Here is a 16,988-nt window from a genome sequence, read left to right as displayed (position 1 = left end):
TAATAAACAACACCCTTCGTTCGTCTCTAAAAGACAAAAATCTTAGCCGAAACTAAGATTTTTTGGTTTTTTCTAAATAATCAATTGCGTCCTGAAGGGTTTTAACCGGCACGATTTTCATATCCGTTTTGATTCCCTTGGCTGCTTCAAGCGCCGTTTCATAGTTGGTCTTGGCTTTAGGATTAGCCTTTTTTTCTTCCTCGCTGACAGGATTATCAGGAGCAAAGAAAATTGTCGCTCCGATCTTGGCCGCAGAGACGACTTTTTTGTCAATCCCACCAATATCTCCAACCTTGCCTTCTCTGTCAATGCTACCCGTCCCCGCAATTACGCGGCCGTCTCGCAGGTCTGGATTGGCCAGCTGAGTATAGATGGCTAGGCTAAACATGAGGCCAGCACTGGGACCACCGATGCCTTCGGTCGAAAATTCAATCGGAACACTGCTGTTGACTTCCGTGCGGTCAATCAAACTAATGCCAATTCCGTTTTTGCCATTTTCCAGCTTGATGATTTTCCCCGTCGCCGTCTTGGTCTTTCCATCTTCCTCGTAGGTCACTTTGACACTATCGCCCAGAGCCTGAGAATTGACATATTTGACCAAGTCTTCCGAGCTTTCAAAGGTCTTGTCATTGACTCCCGTCACCGTATCCGCAATATTCAAAATCCCTTTAAAGGTCGAATTCGGAGCTACTTTCAGAACATACACACCCAGATAGTTCATCTTGATGTCTTTTCCTGCGGCTTTGAGACCTTGGTATTTGGCCATATTCTGCGACGTTTCCATATAAAATTGGTTGATGCGCATATACTCAGCATCACTCGAGCCACCTGTCATATCCTGAGCCGAATAAATATCCGTAAAAGGCGTCAGCCAAGCGTAGACCAGATGGGCAAAGGTCGCATGCTGGATCCCAACAGTTACAAAATTGTAGGAACCCGGTGCCTGATCTTCTTTTCCATCTACAATTAGAACCTTCCGAATGTCTTCTGCGCCTCCAGGCACCTCAATGTAGTAAGGCAGGGGAACAATGAAAGAGAAAAGGAAGAGCACGACCACAATAATAGAAGCTAGTCCAGCACAACCAACTACTTTTAAACCACGTTTATCTTCCTTCGTCATCGTTTTTGGATTTGTCATGTCATTATTCATCTTTTTTCTCTAACTCCTCAATCACACTCGCTGGTACATAGGCAGAAAGATTCTGCTGGAAAGCAATCAATTCCCGCATCGCTGAAGAACTGATGTATCGGTAGGCCGGCTGACTCAGCAGAAATATGGTCTCCAAGTTAGGTGCTAAGTCCTTATTGAAAAAATGCAGGCTAGCTTCATAGTCCAAGTCCTGACCGTTGCGTAGGCCGCGGACAAGAGCGGTCACACCCAGCCTTTTTGCCACATCAACCGCCAATTCATCATGCGAAGTGATGACTTCCACATTTTCCAAATGCGCCAAAGCCGCTAGAACCATTCTTTTTTTCACATGGATGCTAAAAAATCCTTCTTTGTGAGGATTGTAGAAGATGCCCACATACAAGCGATCAAACAACCGACTGGCACGCTCAATCAAGTCCACATGTCCATTGGTAATGGGATCAAATGACCCTGTAAAGAGCCCGATTTTATCTGACATAGACCGTCACCTTTGAAATTCCATATATTTTTTGCTTCCAAATACCCAAGTCTGTGATTTCTTCTGGCAAATCAACCGACTTGTCCGTCTCGCACACAACCATGATATCCTCGCTCAAGAGCTTGCGCTCCGCCATTTTTTCAATATCCGCAATAATCTGCTCCTTGGCATAGGGCGGATCCAGCAGAACCAGATCAAACTGGCCGGTCAACTGCTCCAAGGCTCGACTCGACTCCATCTTGAGTAGTTCAAAGCGCGCCGCTTCCTTGGTCATGGCAATATTTTCCGCCACGATAGCTTGTGCTCGCCGATCTTTTTCAACCAAAACAGCGGAATCCATGCCACGAGATACCGCCTCAATCCCCAGACTACCGCTACCTGCATAGAGATCCAGCACCCGACCGCCATCAAAATATGGCCCAATCATATTAAAAATCGCACCCTTGACCTTATCTGTCGTAGGTCGCGTTGTCTTACCATCTAATGTCTTGAGGGGTCTGCCCCCGTACTTCCCTGAAACAACTCTCATAAAAAACATTATAACAAAAATATTGAAAAGCTGATAGTAATTGCTAAGGCTAGACTTTATTCTCTAGATAATTTGCAAGAATAAGTGCAACATTTACTTGAACTCATCCACTACTAGAGCTTCACAAGCAGTTCTGTAAGCTAAACATTTTCGTGGTCGGTGATTGATATCATATAAAGCCTTGTTCAAATCCTCATCAGAGATAGTGGCTAAATCTGTTTTCTTAAAGAAAAAGGAAATTCCTAAGTTTTCTACCATAGGATAGCAGGCAAACTCTTTTTCCCTGTCTGAAGTGAAGGTTTTAAGAGCCTCTTTTGGAAATAGCCTACAAAATCGTTCGATGGCTGAAAACATGGCTTTGGCTGTCCTGTCTGGTATCTTGAAAGCTAAGTAAAAGCCCGTTTTTCGCTCCAGAAAGGTAGCCAAACACCCCTTGCTTTTGCCTCTGGAAGACACCACAGTATCAAGCTCCCAGTGGCCAAAAGTTTCACGATTCCGGACCTCTTTAGGACGTTCTGTTCAGGAACCAGGAGGATTTTAAGCCGTTCTCAATTTCCTTTTTCAACTTTGGTGTCAAACGAGACTTCCGACCTTTTTGCTTAGCCCTGTGGTCGTACTCTTCCTGTGCTAAGGCTGCAGAATAACCATTTTGGCATCGTCTTAACTCTCTTGAAATGGTAGACTTATGGACGCCAAGTTTACTTGCAATTTGGCAAGGTTTCAAACCTAATTCCAAGTAGGTTTCTATCTTTATTCGGTCGGTTATGGTAAGATGGGAGTAGCTCATAGTTTTTCCTCGGGTTCTGTTTGTGTGGTTACTTACAGTTTACACTAATGAAACGCTATGAGTTTTTTTGTTGCACTATATTTTACAATTTATCTCTAGCAAAAAACGGAAACAAGGCTATTTCCGTTCGAAGTCTGTTTTAGAGTCATTTCGCCGAAGACTAAAATGGTCTGGCACTGGATCGTCCCCTTCCTTAGACCAAGGATGGCAGCGACCAATTCTGGCCAAGCCCATCAGCACCCCCTTGGCTCCGTGTTTTTCGATGGCTTCAATCATGTAATTGGAACAGGTCGGCCGAAAACGGCAGGAAGGCGGAAAGGCAGGGGAAATAAAGCGCTGGTAAAATCGAACCGGCGCTATCAAGATTTTCTTAATCATTTTTTCTTAGTCTTGGTCACAGCCAAATTATGCAACTGGCTGACTTCCTTTTTACTCAATCGACGTGCTTCACCTGGCTTGAGGCCAGTCAAATCCAGATGTCCAAACTGAGTCCGTGAAAGCTTGTCCACTGGCAGCCCCACCGCTTCAAACATCTTCTTGACCTGATGATTACGCCCTTCGTGGATGGTCAACTGAACAACCGAGCGATTCTTTACGGGATCGACCTTGAGGATCTCATAGACAGCTGGCTTGGTTTTCTTGCCCTCAATGACCAGACCGCGGGTCAGCGGACGCAGAACTTCCTTATTGGCCACACCCTTGACACGCGCTACATAGACCTTGTCAATTTCATTTCGCGGGTGAATCATTTCATCCGTGAAGTCACCGTCATTGGTCAAAATCAAGGCACCAGAAGTATCCCAGTCTAGTCGGCCAACGGGATAAATCCGCTCCTTAACCTGCGGCAGCAAATCAACGACTGTTTTGCGCCCCTTGTCATCGGTCACGCTGGAAATCACCCCGCGCGGTTTGTTGAGCAGGTAGTAGACCTTTTCCTCATTGTAAATGGGCTGGCCTTCCACTTCTACTCGGTCGCCCGACTTGATGGTAGTCGCTAGCTCACGCACCACCTGCCCATTTACGGTCACTAGCCCCTGCTTGATCAGCTCCTCAGCCTTTCTCCGGCTGGCAATTCCCGCATGGGCAATGTATTTATTGATTCTCATCGATATTGTCCTTTCACAAGATACAAAGACCATTTTCACAACTTTAACAGCTGGAAAAATGGCAAATAGGGGAAGCAGTGCCTCCCTCAAGGCTTGGGATCGTTCAGAAAACGTCCCTTATAGGATGAACTTGTCACTCTCCGAAAAGTTGACTTTCCTCAGCAATGAGCTCCGCTTCGTCCACAATCGGCAATTCATCCAAATGGTTGATACCCATATAGTCCAGAAAATAATCCGTCGTCACATAGAGATTGGGGCGTCCGATGACTTCCTTCTTGCCATCTTCCCGAATCAGCTCAAAGGCTAATAACTTCGAAATCGCTCCGCTGGAATTGACCCCACGAATATCATCGATCTCCACCCTTGTAATGGGCTGCTTGTAAGCAATGATCGACAAGGTTTCCAGTGCAGCACGGGATAAGCTCTGGTTAATCGGCGCCCGCGAATACTCTCGTAAAATCTCAGCAAATTCAGGCTTAGTGACCAACTTATAGGTCTTTGACGTTTCCAGCAAGGTCAAGCTGGAGTCGGGATTTACTTGATAGTTCTCCGCTAATTTTTCCAAACTCTGGATGACACCAGTCGGCGGCAAGGAAAGGGTTTCTGATAGCTGATGGACTTTCAGACCGTCTTCCCCCGCCACAAAAAGCAGGGCTTCAATCTCTGCTAATTTACTCATTCTTTCTTCCTACTAAATAAATATTTCCAAAGTTTTCCTCCTGAATGACCTGTACTTCTTGCACCTTGACTAACTCCAAGGTTGCTAAAAAGAGCGTAATCACTTCATTCATGTCTTTGGTTTCTGCAAAAATATCCTGCAGGGCAAGGCGTTTTTGAGCCTGACAGCGCTGGCGCACTACTTCCATCATGTCCTCGATCTTATACTCATCTCGCACAATGGTTGTGTGACTCTTAGAAAACTCCTCCTGCTTCTTGGTCATCACCTTGGAAAAAGCTAAATAGAGATCAACAGCTGTCTTGTCGTGCAAAAGTTCAGCGTCTTCATAGACCAATTCCAGCTTGGGTTTGGAGTAGTAAAGAGCCCGGTCCTCATGCTGGAGGGACAGCTTTTGGCCCAGTAGCTTAAACTTCCGATATTCCTCAATCTGACTCAGCAAGTCCTGCTCCAGATCGTCCTCTAGATCCACCTGATCTACCACCTTGGGCAAGAGCTTGCGACTCTTGATCAACATGAGCTGACTGGCCATGACCATGTATTCCCCTGTCACTTCCAGCCGCATGGCCTGCAGAGTAGACACATAAGCCAGATATTGCTCGATGACCTCGGTAATGGGCACATCGTAAATATCCATCTGATACTTGGATACGAGGTGGAGCAGCAAGTCCAGCGGCCCCTCAAAATCTTTTAACTTGATATCCATTCTTATCTGTATTTTTCTAATGTAATGACTGTCTTCAAGCCCAGATCACGAGCAATATCATAGATGCCGACACCCTTTTCCCGCTGGCGCAGGATAAATTGCTCACGCAGGCTTTGGGCTGACAAGCTGGCCTGTCCCTGCTCGATCAAGAAAGCCTCCAGCTGGCGAAAGCCCCATTGGCGTGAATAGGACTTGCCATTCTTTTCAAATAAATAAGTCCCTGTCAAATAGTCACCTAACTCATCCGTCAGACTTTCAGGGATTTTTATTATTCGCTTCTGCCCAGCCTTCTCGATCCGCAAAACCTGAAAATCAAGATTGACATCTTCAACCTTGACCTGCAGGATTTCACTTGGCAAGAGACCCATTTCCAAAATCATGAGCGCTATCAGCCGGCCTTGTGGTACCGCAGAAGTTTCCCAAAAGGCTGACAAGTCCATCAGCTCGCTTTCCATTTCCTTGGAAATAGCGACCTTGGGCAGGGTCAAGCGGTGAAATTCCCCAATCAACTTGTTCTCATAAAGATAGTAGAGAAATTGATTGACCGCTGATAGCTTCCGCTTCTGGACAGTCGCCTTGAAATCCTTGATAGAGGCTTGATAGATCCGCAAATTGGTCTCCGTCACCTTGTTGTGGATTTCATTGACGAATTGCTCCAAATCGTAAGAATAGGCTAATTTTGAATTTTCTGAGATATTTTTTTGTTCTAAAAAAGGAGTGATTTGTTCTTTCATTTTTTGGAAATCTCATACTGACTCGTGAAGGTATGCATCAACGAGTTAACAGCTTTTAAAATCGACTTTCTAGTAATGATGCCATAAAAATGTTGTTCTTTATCCACAACAGGCAGGAAAGACTCATCCACCAGCTTGTGCAAAACGTCCGCAATCTTGTAATCTGGCTCGACCGTTAGACCATCCTTTCGTGTCATATGGACAATGTCCATAGACATAAACTCTTCCTCTGCCAGCTCATGCTGCATCCGATAAGCCATGATGTCCGTCAGAGAAATAGTGCCAACGAACCTTTTCTCCGCAGTCACCACTGGAATGCGTGAATAAGTCATCTGACTAAGCAAGAGAATGGCATGATCCACATTGTGCGTGTCAATCATGACCGCTAGATTCTCCCCAGGTGTCAAAAAAGTGTCTTCATGTTGCAGCAGATAATCTTCAAATTCCTTAGCAATCATCGGGCAAACTCCTTGGACAAGCTTGGGTAGAGTTCATGATTTCGCGTATAGAAATCAATTTTAAAACTGTCATCGTCAATCTCTACCTTAGCGTAAAGACGTTCGTTGATTGAGCCACGAGGCTGGCTAATGGAGCCCGGATTGAGAAAGAGAGTCTTCCCTTGCATCCAAGCATCTGGAACATGTAAATGGCCATAGAGACAGATATCTGCTCCTACTTCTTGAGCCCACAGATCCAGTTTTTGGAAGCTAAAATTGATATTGAAAAGGTGCCCGTGGGTCTGGGCAATAATGGTCCCATCCAAATCTGTCACCAGCCGCTCTGGATAGCCAGGATAAAAGTCCATATTACCCGCTACGACATGAATCCCTTCCCAGACTTCATCCTCAAAAGGTAACTCTGAGTCTCCATCATGGAAAATAGCATCGACTTTTCCTAGATAATGATGTTTCATTTCTTCGACAATGGCACGGTCCCCATGGGAATCGCTCATTACGATGATTGTTTGCTTTGCCATGCTGGAAATACCTCCATTAATTTTTGCACCGCTTGTGCACGATGGGACTGGGCATTTTTCTCTTCGATCGTTAGCTCAGCTGATGTTTTTCCTGTCTCTCCGACCAAGAACAAAGGATCATAGCCAAAGCCATTTTCGCCTTTGGGTTCATGTGCAATATAGCCCGGCCAATCCGCTTCGACCACCAAGGATTCCTTATCTGGGCTTGCGACCACCAGAGTCGTGTGGAAATGAGCAGAGCGGTCTTTAATATCAAAGACCATGGCCAGCTCATGCAGGAGCTTGATATTGTTTTCGTCATCTGTCGCACCAACGCCAGCAAAACGAGCCGACCAGACACCTGGTAGACCACCCAAGATATCCACTTGCAGGCCTGAATCATCTGCCAAAACCATTTTGCCAGTCAACTGGCTGATCGTTTCAGCCTTGAGACGGGCATTTTCTTCAAAGGTCATGCCTGTTTCAGCTACTTCTGGCAAATCAGGATAGTCATTCAGATTTTCCACCTCGTAGCCCAACTTCCCAAAAAGCTTACGAAATTCTGCTGTCTTACCCTCATTGCGCGTCGCAATCAAGAGGGTGTCTTTGACATCTTTTGCTCCCAGAAAGGCTTGTAAATCCACACCAGTCTGCGGCAGATGGACATAGAGGAGTTTCCCTCCTTCAACCAAGAGAAGGGCTCCCTGTCGCTGTAACAATTCCAACTTTCGATCCGTTTCTTGGTTTAAAATATCCAGCAAGAAGGTCAAAAAGCGAAAGGCTGAGCCATAGCGAATGACCGTGATATTTAAGGGCAGGCCTAGCTCTTCTTCTGCCAAAACACTCTCTAAGCGGTCTAAAATCTCAGAAGCTTCGGCTGGCACTCGCTCAAATTCACTGTAAGAGGCACTCTGTCCCCACTCAGCTACATACCAGTCAGAGGCATCTTTGTATTCATAAATGTTTTTTGTCATAAGGTCACATGCTCCACATTGACTTTCAGATTCAGCCAGTTTTCAGCGATTTCCGCAAATCTCTTAGCATTGGCTGTAGTATAAAAACGATGGTTCAGTTCGTGCTTTTCGCGGCTACGATTGATTTCAAAATAATTGAGCAGGACAGAAATATCCCGTACACACTCGGCCCCGCTGTCAATCAACTTGACGCTCGGCCCCATCATATTTTGAATAATCGGCCGGAGCAAAGGATAATGGGTACAGCCCAAGACAAGAGTATCCACCTTGCCCGCTAGAGGATGAAGGGTCTCATAGACAACCTTTTTAGTCAGGCTGGACTGGAGCTCATTTGACTCTACCAGCGGGACAAACTTAGGACAAGCCAAGCTCTGCACCTCCATCTCGGGAGATAGAGCCTCAATCTTTTTTCGGTAAATGTCGGACTGGACCGTCATAGGAGTCCCGATGACGCCAATCTTGCCACCAGTTGTAGACTTGATGGCAGCACTAGCTCCGGGCAAAATCACACCGAGGACAGGAATGTCCAACTTAGCCTTGACTTCCTCCCAGACAACAGCTGTGGCAGTATTGCAGGCAATAACAATCATCTTGACATCCTTGGTCAAGAGAAAGTTGACCAACTGCCAAGTATAGTCCCGAATCTGCTCCGCCGGCCTAGGACCATATGGAGCCCGAGCCGAATCACCTATATAAACCACTTCCTCGTGGGGGAGTTGCCGCATCAATTCACGGACAACAGTTAGACCGCCCACCCCAGAGTCTAAAAATCCAATCGGTCGGTTATCCATACAGTCTTCTTTCTAAAACAAGGGATTGGAAGCCTAGCCCAAATCCCCATTTTTTATATAGAAATCTCCGTCTGCCACCAAAGGGTAGCTGAGAGAAGCTTATTTTTTGTTTTTATTTTTAGCAACTGCTGCTTTTTGTTGGTTGATGATTTGACGGTAAACTTGTTGAACGCGTGCTTCACTTGGTTTTTGACCATTGGCACTGAGCAACATCCGCACTGCTTCTACATTGAGACGTGGATTTTCCGCAAATTCCTTTTCGACCTGACGGCGAAGCAAGTACATACCCAGCAAAATCCCACCAAAGAAAGCCAGCATAATCAATAAAATTGCTAACAATGTATTCATAATAATCCGAACTCCTGTTTCATTTTTTACATTACTCTTTATTATACCAAATTATCTCTATTTTTCAAAATCAAAGCCATAGAGAGTGGCGAAATAATCCTCTGGCCTCTCTGCCCGACGAATCATACGAGCCTGACCATTTTCCTCTAGGAGAATCTCGCTAGAGCGCAACTTGGCATTGTATTGATAGCCCATGGAGAAGCCGTGGGCACCAGTATCGTGAATGACCAGTGTATCGCCAATCTGACTGACAGGCAGCTCCCGCTGGATGGCAAATTTATCGTTGTTTTCACAGAGGCTGCCGACCACATCGACAATCTCCGTCGGTCCTTCTAGCCGATCCATATTGGTAATATGGTGATAAGCTCCATACATAGCAGGACGCAGGAGATTAACCGCAGAAGCATCCACTCCCAGATAGGTCCGATAGGTCTGCTTTTTGTGAGTCACCTTGGTCACCAAAAGACCGAAAGGCGCCAGCATAAAACGTCCTAGCTCCGTAAAAATCTTGACCTGCCCCAGACCAGCTGGTGTCAGGATTTCCTCATAGGCCTGACGAACTCCTTGACCGATGACCGCAATGTCATTTTCCTCGCCTTCAGGCTGATAGTTGACCCCGACACCGCCAGACAGATTGATAAAGTCCAACTCAACCCCCGTCGCTTCCACGACCTCTACTGCCAACTCAAACAGCTGCCGAGCCAGTGCTGGATAGTAGTCATTGCTTACAGTATTGGAGGCCAAGAGAGCATGAATGCCGAATTTCTCTGTTCCCAGTTCCTTGAGTTCTTTGAAGGCCTGAATCAGCTGCGCCCTAGTCATACCAAACTTGGCTTCCTCTGGATGATCCATAATGCTGGTACCCAGCTCAAAGACACCACCGGGATTGTAGCGGCAAGAGATCACCTTGGGAATCCCAGCTACTTCTTTCAAGAAAGCCACGTCCTCATAGGCATCTAGGTTGATGGTCGCTCCTAGCTCCCGCGCAAGACGAAATTCTTCAGCTGGCGTATTATTGGACGAAAACATGATCTCGTCCCCAGCAAAGCCCAGCTTTTGGCTCATGAGCAGCTCAACATAGCTAGCACAGTCCACCCCACAGCCCTCTTCCTTGAGGATTTTTAAAATAGCAGGATTTGGTGTCGCCTTGACGGCAAAATATTCCTTAAAACCAGCATTCCAAGCAAAAGCCTCATGCAAGGCACGCGCTCTTTCCCGAATCCCCTTCTCATCATACAGATGAAAAGGCGTTGGAAACTGCGCTGTCAGCTCCGCCAAGCGCTCACGACTGATAAATGGAGTTTTCATACACGCTCCTACTTTCTCTTTTACTGACAATATTATAACACAAGTGTGAGTTTGGGAGGAGAAAAAAGAAGCCACGAGGGCTTCTTCTTAACGTTTCTGAACTATGAAATTTAGTATAAGAATACTAGATAAACCTAAGATTTAAACGAAGTGCTAAGCATCTAATTTAAATTATATTCAGTCTTTATCCTGTCAATACTATTAAGCAACTCCGGTTTCCTTAACTTCACTTCTTCAAAATTACTAGATTCTATTTTTTCATCATGTAAATAATGATATAACTCATCTTTATAAGGAGATACTAATCTATATTTTGAAAACTGTATCTCAATCAAATCACTAGAAAAATTGCTTAACATTTTTTTATTTCTAAATAATTTTACATTGTATTTTATAGAGCACGGAGCATCTATAAGAATATTAAATCTCAATGTATTATCGCCTTTTACTAAACGTTGATTGATAGAGAAATTAAAACAATCTTGACTATAAGGAGATATCAATTCAATAATTGGTGTTAAAGTTCTATCAGGCTTCCCTGCTCCACCTAAATTTCTAACAAAACGTTTCTCCGAGGATAGATATGCTATCTCAGTCTCACTTTCAATTTCTTGATTTTCCTTATTCACTAATTCAATTCTAATTGATTGTTTATAATCAGGCAAGCTATTAGAAAAGAATTTAACAATACTGTGATCTGTTAATTTCTTTGAAAACAATGTTTTAATATCACCCCCACTTAAATTACCGCTCTCCACCTCTGTTTTAAAGATTGTTTTATCTTTTTCATTTTCCTTATTTAAATAGTGGATTTTAACTTGATAATTTTTTAACGAGCTTTCCTTGTTCCCATTGTTAAAAATAACGAAATCTAGATTTTGGGTGAGCATATCGAAACCATTTTGTATCACAATATCTTCGTAAAAATAATCACTAACACTAATATTATCAACTACTAAGTTTTGAATTAATAAATCATCTTTTGAATTTTCAATAACTAATTCATTCTCAATATAATTTTTATATGCTCCATCATACTGAAAAAGAGCTAACTCAACTCCATTAAATCGTTTTGGAACATTTCTAACATCAATTCTTTTAATTTTTACTTTCTTAAATTTTGATAAAAATATTCTGTTAAATAACCAACCAATGCCCCCAACTATTATTAGGAATAGCCAAAAAACAAAATCAGAAATAAAATTGATAAATACATCATTAAAATCAAACAATTTTTATCTCCTAAAATCTTTTTTATTCCTCATTATACCAAAAAAACACGGCATTCCACCGTGTTTCTACGTTTATTTAACGAGTTTCCTCATCTCATCAATACGTGCTACGGTCGCGTCGTATTTCGCTTGGTAGTCGGCTTGTTTGTCGCGTTCTTTTTGGACGACTTCTGGTTTGGCATTGGCTACGAAGCGTTCGTTAGAGAGCTTCTTACCAACCATATCCAGTTCTTTTTGCCATTTAGCGAGTTCCTTGTCGAGACGAGCCAGCTCTTCTTCGACATTGAGGAGGTCTGCCAGTGGCAAGTAGATTTCTGCTCCTGTAATGACGCTTGACATAGCAAGTTCAGGTGCAGGGATGTTTGATGCGATTTCCAAGTGTTCTGGATTTGTGAAGCGTTTGATGTAGTTAACATTGCTGTTAAAGAAGGCTTCCAAGTCGCTATCGCTTGTCTTAACAAGGATGGTGATTGGCTTGCTTGGTGCTACGTTTACTTCGGCACGCGCATTACGTACAGCACGGATCAAGTCTTTGAGGCTTTCTACACCAGTGTGAGCAGCAAGGTCTTCAAAGGCTGGGTTGACAGCTGGGTATTCCGCTGTGACGATAGAGCCTTCTGAGATTTGTCCAAAGATTTCCTCTGTTACGAATGGCATGATTGGGTGAAGGAGACGAAGGATCTTGTCCAAGGTATAAAGGAGAACAGAGCGTGTGATAACCTTCTCTTCTTCGTTGTCGCTATAAAGGACTTCCTTGGTCAACTCAACATACCAGTCCGCAAATTCGTCCCAGATGAAGTTGTAGAGGATATAGCCAGCTACACCAAACTCAAACTTGTCAAAGTTTTCAGTAACTTTACCGATTGTTTCATTGAGGTTGTGGAGAATCCAGCGATCTGTGACATTTCCAGCTTCTTTGTTGGCAACTTTTTCAACATTGGCAGTTGCTTGCTCAAGAGTCAATCCTTCATTGTTCATGAGGATGTAGCGAGAGATATTCCAAATCTTGTTAATGAAGTTCCATGAAGCATCCATTTTCTCGTAAGAGAAGCGAACGTCTTGTCCTGGTGCAGAACCGTTTGAAAGGAACCAACGCAGGGCATCGGCACCATATTTCTCGATGACATCCATCGGGTCAATCCCGTTACCAAGAGATTTAGACATCTTGCGTCCTTGCTCATCACGAATGAGACCGTGGATAAGGACATTTTGGAATGGCTGACGACCAGTGAATTCCAGAGATTGGAAAATCATACGAGACACCCAGAAGAAGATGATGTCGTAACCTGTTACCAAGGTTGAAGTTGGGAAGTAACGTTTGAAGTCTTCTGAGTCGACATCAGGCCAGCCCATGGTTGAGAATGGCCAGAGGGCGGAACTGAACCAAGTATCCAAGACATCTTCGTCCTGAGTCCATCCGTCACCTTCTGGAGCTTCTTCGCCGACGTACATTTCACCCTCAGCATTGTACCAAGCAGGGATTTGGTGACCCCACCAGAGCTGACGAGAGATAACCCAGTCGTGGACATTTTCCATCCATTGGAGGAAGGTATCGTTGAAACGAGGTGGGTAGAATTCAACCTTATCCTCTGTATCTTGATTGGCAATAGCATTCTTAGCCAATTGGTCCATCTTGACAAACCATTGCGTAGACAAGCGTGGCTCAACCACAACGCCAGTCCGCTCTGAGTGACCAACACTGTGGACACGTTTTTCGATTTTAACAAGGGCACCGATTTCTTCCAACTTAGCAACGACTGCTTTCCGAGCTTCGAAACGGTCCATGCCTGCAAATTCAAAGGCCAAATCGTTCATGGTTCCGTCGTCATTCATGACGTTAACTTGTGGCAAGTTATGGCGTTGACCAACTAAGAAGTCGTTTGGATCGTGGGCAGGTGTGATTTTCACGACACCCGTACCAAATTCAGGATCTGCGTGTTCATCCCCAACGATTGGAATCAATTTATTAGCGATTGGAAGGATGACATTTTTACCAATCAAATCCTTGTAGCGTGGATCTTCTGGATTGACCGCAACGGCAACGTCCCCAAACATCGTCTCAGGACGAGTTGTCGCAACTTCAAGGGCGCGTGAACCGTCTTCCAGCATGTAGTTCATGTGGTAGAAGGCACCTTCCACGTCCTTGTGAATCACCTCGATATCAGAAAGAGCTGTGCGAGCTGCTGGGTCCCAGTTGATGATAAACTCACCACGGTAGATCCAGCCTTTCTTATAAAGCTCGACAAAGACCTTACGGACGGCTTTTGACAAACCTTCGTCAAGAGTGAAACGCTCGCGAGAGTAGTCTACAGAGAGCCCCATCTTGCCCCATTGTTCCTTGATGGTTGTCGCATATTCGTCTTTCCATTCCCAGACTTTATCGAGGAATTTTTCACGACCGAGGTCATAACGGCTAATGCCCTCACCACGCAAGCGCTCCTCAACCTTAGCCTGAGTGGCAATTCCCGCGTGGTCCATACCAGGAAGCCAAAGCGTGTCAAAACCTTGCATGCGTTTCTGACGGATGATAATATCCTGCAAAGTCGTATCCCAAGCGTGCCCAAGATGGAGTTTCCCAGTTACGTTTGGTGGTGGAATCACGATCGAATAAGGCTTAGCCTTTTGATCTCCTGAAGGCTTGAAAACATCGGCATCAAGCCATTTTTGATAACGACCAGCCTCAACCTCGGCTGGATTATATTTAGGTGAAAGTTGTTTTGACATGTGTTTGTCCTTTCTTTTTTACGACATATGTTATATTTGTTTAAAAACCAATAACTAAATCTTTTTAAAATAGTTATATAATGGATAGCTTTACACTTAAAGTAATCTTAAATGGTTTTAAAAAACTGTTTGAAAATAATATGGAAACTCTTCTAAAACTATACTTCAAAAACTTATATTTTATCTTTTAAGTATTTATCCAAATAAGTAATCTCTTTTTTATACGAACTCTTTTTCCATAAGTTTTCTTTTTGTAAATCACTTATAACTTTTTTCCATTCTTCTTCCAATACCATCTTCTCTAATTTTCTTGGATTTTTTTTAGCTAAAGACTTTTGAAAGCGACGAATATATTGATTTTTCCTAAGACAAGATGATTCATCTTCATTTTCAATTGCATTATTGATTTTCAACAGATTCTCAAAAATATCAGCGTTTTCCACATCTCGAATTTCCTCTATGTATTGGCTTTTTTCATCGTCTATACTAAATAGCAAGAATAATATTTCTAAAATAAATAACGCTCCATAAGTAATAAATATGAACTTATCCTTATTAATATTTTCTAGAAAAGATATATGAGAGAGTGCTTTGATAGCATTCTCATTATATCGTTGAATAATTCCAAAGAATGGTAGTAAATAAAAGATTATAAATAAAATCATAAGAAATGAATTTCCATTTCTAAAAGACAATCTCACAGAATCTCTTAAAAAATAGAATATAAAAAATGAAGTTAAACACAAGCCTATACATATTAACGGTATCCAATGTGAAACAATATTTTCATTCACATCACGCCAATTGGGTTTAATAAACCAAATTACTGATAGCACAGTACCTAACACTAAAGATATAAAAACAAACGTCTCAAAGACTTTATATCTTACTTTTTTTCTACTGGAACTCAATTCATAATCTAATAGTAATTCCGAATAAGAAACTAATTTATCAATTAACTCCTTAGGTACTTTACCATTATTCTTTAGTTCACTCTCAATCTTATTTATCAGTATCCAAATATGACTATCCTTTAAATAAGTTGAATAACCACCAACCTCTCTTACTCTCTTTCCTTTTGCATCCAATAACAACTTTAATTCATTCAATGATTTTTGAAGATCGTTAAACGAATACAAATCTTTTATAATTGTCCTTAAGTTGTTTCGATAATATAAGTGTTCCTCGCTCATATACTCTATACTACGTGACTTATTATTGGAGACAAAAACTAAAATCGCACTTAATATCGCCCCTAATCCTGCACCACTAAGCAGAGTAATAATCTGGCTTGCTTCCAATTTTTCTCACCTCACTTTTGAAAATCAATAAATTCTAACTGTTCGAAATTTTCGAATAGTTCAACTACTAATCTCTAACTTCCCACTCACTCCTCAGCAACCTATAAGCCAACTCTGCACAGCGATTGCCTTGGGCATCTTTGCGGTCTCGGATGTGAGCTTCAAGAGTGAAACCAAGTTTCTCAGCGACTCGCTGACTTTGTTTATTGTAATCAAAACATCGAATTTCAACCTTATGGAGTTTAAGAATGGTAAAAGCAACTTCTATCAAAGCACTGACGGCTTCTGGTACATAACCCTTCCCCAATAATCTGGATGCAGGAGGTAGCCAATTTCAAAGACATCATCTTCATGGCGATGATTGAAGTCACAAGAGCCAATGACTCGGTCATCCCCCTTAACTGTAATACCATAGCCAGACGGAAGTTCCTTCTTTTCTAGATTTTCAAAATAGCGATTTTCAAAATAGTCACGCTCTGCTTCCAAGCTATCTACAGGAGGAAATCCAGCTGGATAACAGACTTCAGGCAGACCAGCATAAGCAAACATATCCTCCACATCATCTGCCGTTCGCTGACGCAACATCAAACACTCAGTTTCCAACTTTGGCAACTCTTTGCCATTATAAGATTCAAGAAGTTTCATTCAAACCTCCTTTCCGCAACATAAAAATAATCCCTTCCTAGTCAGACTAGAAAGGGACGAATGTGTTTATCCGCGGTACCACCCAATTTCGGGCAAGGCCCGCAACTTTCGTCTTTGAAGTAAATACAAAGACACTTTTATTTCATTTTTAACCATCAGCAACCAGTTTTGATACATTTGTGGACTTCTCAGCGCCGCCACTTTCTGTAAAATGCTTGACTCAAAACACCTCTGATGAACTTATTCTATCACCTTTCCAGCGAAAAATCAATAATTTCTCTCGCTAAAAAGTCCATCTGGCAGGTCGTGAAATCCTTTGCCCGCCTGATAGTTGGCGAATTTTCCTAAAAGGAACTGGTAGGCATCAAGACGACTCTCATAGCGAATGGCCGCTTCCTTGGCCCTCTCGTCCTGGTCTGCCTCGTAGACTGCCTGACTCTCCTTGAGGGCCATCTCGTTAATCATGACCTGGGTCTTGACCCAAGCTTCAAACTCCTGTAAAAATTCCTGTTCGTAACTCATGTTTCTCACTTTCTAACTGCAA

General features: G+C 43.1%; 18 protein-coding genes and 2 pseudogenes. All 20 read right to left on the bottom strand.

Annotation, left to right across the window (positions count from 1 at the left end):
* Nucleotides 1-52 precede the first annotated feature (52 nt).
* The gene (locus FZ941_RS05790) at nucleotides 53-1,150 is read right to left on the bottom strand and encodes a SepM family pheromone-processing serine protease (protein ID WP_398587557.1); all 1,098 of its coding nucleotides are present in this window, start codon (nucleotides 1,148-1,150) and stop codon (nucleotides 53-55) included.
* Nucleotides 1,143-1,628, bottom strand: a complete 486-nt coding sequence (coaD, locus tag FZ941_RS05785) for a pantetheine-phosphate adenylyltransferase (RefSeq protein ID WP_148887179.1) — start codon at nucleotides 1,626-1,628, stop codon at nucleotides 1,143-1,145. Before coaD ends, FZ941_RS05790 begins: the two co-directional genes overlap by 8 nt.
* Nucleotides 1,618-2,157, bottom strand: coding sequence for a 16S rRNA (guanine(966)-N(2))-methyltransferase RsmD (gene rsmD, locus FZ941_RS05780; protein ID WP_148887178.1), 540 nt, complete (start codon nucleotides 2,155-2,157; stop codon nucleotides 1,618-1,620). Before rsmD ends, coaD begins: the two co-directional genes overlap by 11 nt.
* A 93-nt stretch (nucleotides 2,158-2,250) precedes the next feature.
* A pseudogene (locus tag FZ941_RS05775) lies at nucleotides 2,251-2,944 on the bottom strand (IS30 family transposase).
* Nucleotides 2,945-3,061: 117 nt separating this feature from the next.
* Nucleotides 3,062-3,319, bottom strand: coding sequence for a membrane protein insertion efficiency factor YidD (gene yidD / locus FZ941_RS05770; protein WP_148887223.1), 258 nt, complete (start codon nucleotides 3,317-3,319; stop codon nucleotides 3,062-3,064).
* Nucleotides 3,319-4,050 carry a pseudouridine synthase gene (locus FZ941_RS05765; protein WP_005592340.1) on the bottom strand — a complete coding sequence of 244 codons (732 nt, stop codon included), beginning with the start codon at nucleotides 4,048-4,050 and terminating at the stop codon, nucleotides 3,319-3,321. The genes yidD and FZ941_RS05765 overlap by 1 nt, the downstream gene beginning before the upstream one ends.
* Before the next feature lie 133 nt (nucleotides 4,051-4,183).
* Nucleotides 4,184-4,729 (bottom strand): SMC-Scp complex subunit ScpB, encoded by a 546-nt coding sequence (scpB, locus tag FZ941_RS05760; RefSeq protein WP_148887177.1) that lies wholly within the window; start codon nucleotides 4,727-4,729, stop codon nucleotides 4,184-4,186.
* A complete protein-coding gene (locus FZ941_RS05755) occupies nucleotides 4,722-5,432 on the bottom strand; it encodes a segregation/condensation protein A (RefSeq protein WP_148887176.1) in 711 nt (236 codons plus the stop codon). The genes scpB and FZ941_RS05755 overlap by 8 nt, the downstream gene beginning before the upstream one ends.
* 2 nt (nucleotides 5,433-5,434) lie before the next feature.
* On the bottom strand, nucleotides 5,435-6,166 hold the full coding sequence (gene xerD / locus FZ941_RS05750; RefSeq protein WP_148887175.1) for a site-specific tyrosine recombinase XerD: 732 nt from the start codon (nucleotides 6,164-6,166) through the stop codon (nucleotides 5,435-5,437).
* Nucleotides 6,163-6,624, bottom strand: coding sequence for a cyclic-di-AMP-binding protein CbpB (cbpB, locus tag FZ941_RS05745; protein WP_148887174.1), 462 nt, complete (start codon nucleotides 6,622-6,624; stop codon nucleotides 6,163-6,165). The genes xerD and cbpB overlap by 4 nt, the downstream gene beginning before the upstream one ends.
* Nucleotides 6,621-7,142, bottom strand: a complete 522-nt coding sequence (locus FZ941_RS05740; RefSeq protein WP_148887173.1) for a metallophosphoesterase — start codon at nucleotides 7,140-7,142, stop codon at nucleotides 6,621-6,623. The genes cbpB and FZ941_RS05740 overlap by 4 nt, the downstream gene beginning before the upstream one ends.
* Nucleotides 7,118-8,095: a nucleoside-triphosphate diphosphatase gene (locus FZ941_RS05735; RefSeq protein ID WP_062006163.1), complete on the bottom strand. Its 978-nt coding sequence runs from the start codon at nucleotides 8,093-8,095 to the stop codon at nucleotides 7,118-7,120. Before FZ941_RS05735 ends, FZ941_RS05740 begins: the two co-directional genes overlap by 25 nt.
* Nucleotides 8,092-8,886, bottom strand: coding sequence for a glutamate racemase (gene racE / locus FZ941_RS05730; protein WP_125371384.1), 795 nt, complete (start codon nucleotides 8,884-8,886; stop codon nucleotides 8,092-8,094). The genes FZ941_RS05735 and racE overlap by 4 nt, the downstream gene beginning before the upstream one ends.
* 99 nt (nucleotides 8,887-8,985) lie before the next feature.
* Complete coding sequence (locus FZ941_RS05725) at nucleotides 8,986-9,234, bottom strand: YneF family protein (RefSeq protein WP_015605536.1); 249 nt, start codon at nucleotides 9,232-9,234, stop codon at nucleotides 8,986-8,988.
* A gap of 57 nt (nucleotides 9,235-9,291) precedes the next feature.
* A complete protein-coding gene (locus FZ941_RS05720; protein ID WP_148887172.1) occupies nucleotides 9,292-10,542 on the bottom strand; it encodes a diaminopimelate decarboxylase in 1,251 nt (416 codons plus the stop codon).
* 161 nt (nucleotides 10,543-10,703) lie between these two features.
* Entirely contained in the window at nucleotides 10,704-11,774 is a 1,071-nt protein-coding gene (locus tag FZ941_RS05715; protein ID WP_148887171.1) for a hypothetical protein, read from the bottom strand.
* A 72-nt stretch (nucleotides 11,775-11,846) separates the two neighbouring features.
* Nucleotides 11,847-14,498 carry a valine--tRNA ligase gene (locus tag FZ941_RS05710; protein WP_148887170.1) on the bottom strand — a complete coding sequence of 884 codons (2,652 nt, stop codon included), beginning with the start codon at nucleotides 14,496-14,498 and terminating at the stop codon, nucleotides 11,847-11,849.
* 173 nt (nucleotides 14,499-14,671) lie between these two features.
* Nucleotides 14,672-15,799: a hypothetical protein gene (locus FZ941_RS05705; protein ID WP_148887169.1), complete on the bottom strand. Its 1,128-nt coding sequence runs from the start codon at nucleotides 15,797-15,799 to the stop codon at nucleotides 14,672-14,674.
* A gap of 67 nt (nucleotides 15,800-15,866) precedes the next feature.
* Nucleotides 15,867-16,444, bottom strand: a pseudogene (locus FZ941_RS05700) (GNAT family N-acetyltransferase).
* A gap of 267 nt (nucleotides 16,445-16,711) precedes the next feature.
* Nucleotides 16,712-16,966, bottom strand: coding sequence for a DUF1912 family protein (locus FZ941_RS05695; RefSeq protein ID WP_148887168.1), 255 nt, complete (start codon nucleotides 16,964-16,966; stop codon nucleotides 16,712-16,714).
* Nucleotides 16,967-16,988: the final 22 nt, after the last annotated feature.

The organism is Streptococcus sp. Marseille-P6264, assembly GCF_902460355.1.
Classification (GTDB): domain Bacteria; phylum Bacillota; class Bacilli; order Lactobacillales; family Streptococcaceae; genus Streptococcus.
Note: the sequence above shows the minus strand (reverse complement) of the source record. Positions and strands in the feature narration are given on the sequence as shown.

Coding starts and splice junctions, on each gene's coding strand:
- FZ941_RS05765 (WP_005592340.1), bottom strand. CDS start 4,050: ATGAGAATCAATAAATACATTGCCCATGCGGGAATTGCCAGCCGGAGA.
- racE (WP_125371384.1), bottom strand. CDS start 8,886: ATGGATAACCGACCGATTGGATTTTTAGACTCTGGGGTGGGCGGTCTA.
- coaD (WP_148887179.1), bottom strand. CDS start 1,628: ATGTCAGATAAAATCGGGCTCTTTACAGGGTCATTTGATCCCATTACC.
- scpB (WP_148887177.1), bottom strand. CDS start 4,729: ATGAGTAAATTAGCAGAGATTGAAGCCCTGCTTTTTGTGGCGGGGGAA.
- FZ941_RS05710 (WP_148887170.1), bottom strand. CDS start 14,498: ATGTCAAAACAACTTTCACCTAAATATAATCCAGCCGAGGTTGAGGCT.
- cbpB (WP_148887174.1), bottom strand. CDS start 6,624: ATGATTGCTAAGGAATTTGAAGATTATCTGCTGCAACATGAAGACACT.
- FZ941_RS05755 (WP_148887176.1), bottom strand. CDS start 5,432: ATGGATATCAAGTTAAAAGATTTTGAGGGGCCGCTGGACTTGCTGCTC.
- FZ941_RS05735 (WP_062006163.1), bottom strand. CDS start 8,095: ATGACAAAAAACATTTATGAATACAAAGATGCCTCTGACTGGTATGTA.
- xerD (WP_148887175.1), bottom strand. CDS start 6,166: ATGAAAGAACAAATCACTCCTTTTTTAGAACAAAAAAATATCTCAGAA.
- FZ941_RS05740 (WP_148887173.1), bottom strand. CDS start 7,142: ATGGCAAAGCAAACAATCATCGTAATGAGCGATTCCCATGGGGACCGT.
- FZ941_RS05790 (WP_398587557.1), bottom strand. CDS start 1,150: ATGAATAATGACATGACAAATCCAAAAACGATGACGAAGGAAGATAAA.
- FZ941_RS05725 (WP_015605536.1), bottom strand. CDS start 9,234: ATGAATACATTGTTAGCAATTTTATTGATTATGCTGGCTTTCTTTGGT.
- FZ941_RS05695 (WP_148887168.1), bottom strand. CDS start 16,966: ATGAGTTACGAACAGGAATTTTTACAGGAGTTTGAAGCTTGGGTCAAG.
- FZ941_RS05720 (WP_148887172.1), bottom strand. CDS start 10,542: ATGAAAACTCCATTTATCAGTCGTGAGCGCTTGGCGGAGCTGACAGCG.
- rsmD (WP_148887178.1), bottom strand. CDS start 2,157: ATGAGAGTTGTTTCAGGGAAGTACGGGGGCAGACCCCTCAAGACATTA.